The 442-nt window shown below is 59.0% G+C and carries 1 protein-coding gene; it reads left to right on the top strand.

The window, feature by feature from the left end:
• The first annotated feature begins 2 nt into the window (after positions 1-2).
• Entirely contained in the window at positions 3-242 is a 240-nt protein-coding gene (locus OOZ63_RS29030; protein ID WP_266009353.1) for a helix-turn-helix domain-containing protein, read from the top strand.
• Positions 243-442: the final 200 nt, after the last annotated feature.

Below are 442 nucleotides of genomic sequence, written 5' to 3' on the forward strand. Positions count from 1 at the left end.
AATTGCTGCAGTCGGTGCGCGAGATGAAAGCGGGACAAGTTCGCGTTGTTTCATCGCCTGTCATTGAGGCGCGCAATAGAACAGGACTTTCACAGTCACAGTTTGCTGCGCTGATGGGCGTCTCCGTACGTACCCTGCAGGGCTGGGAACAAGGTCGCAAACAACCAAGCGGTGCCGCACGCACACTGTTGGCTATCGCCAGCTCCAATCCGAAGGCGTTGTTGGCTGTTGCACAAAAGTAGGTCGCGAGCGCAAGAGGCCGAACCAGTCGTTCGAGCCGACAGCCCTCGGCAAGCCTCGGTCTGCGGCTCAACTCCAACTACAAGGGCTTCCCCCCAGAGTCAAGCCGAACCAATCCCTGATGGCCCGCAACGCGGGCCATTTCTGCATCTGGATTCCCTTCTAGACCATCAGCCGCCGTCACTGCGCGCGCTGGGAAGAA

It is taken from the genome of Paucibacter sp. PLA-PC-4 (assembly GCF_026241155.1).
Classification (GTDB): domain Bacteria; phylum Pseudomonadota; class Gammaproteobacteria; order Burkholderiales; family Burkholderiaceae_C; genus Roseateles_E.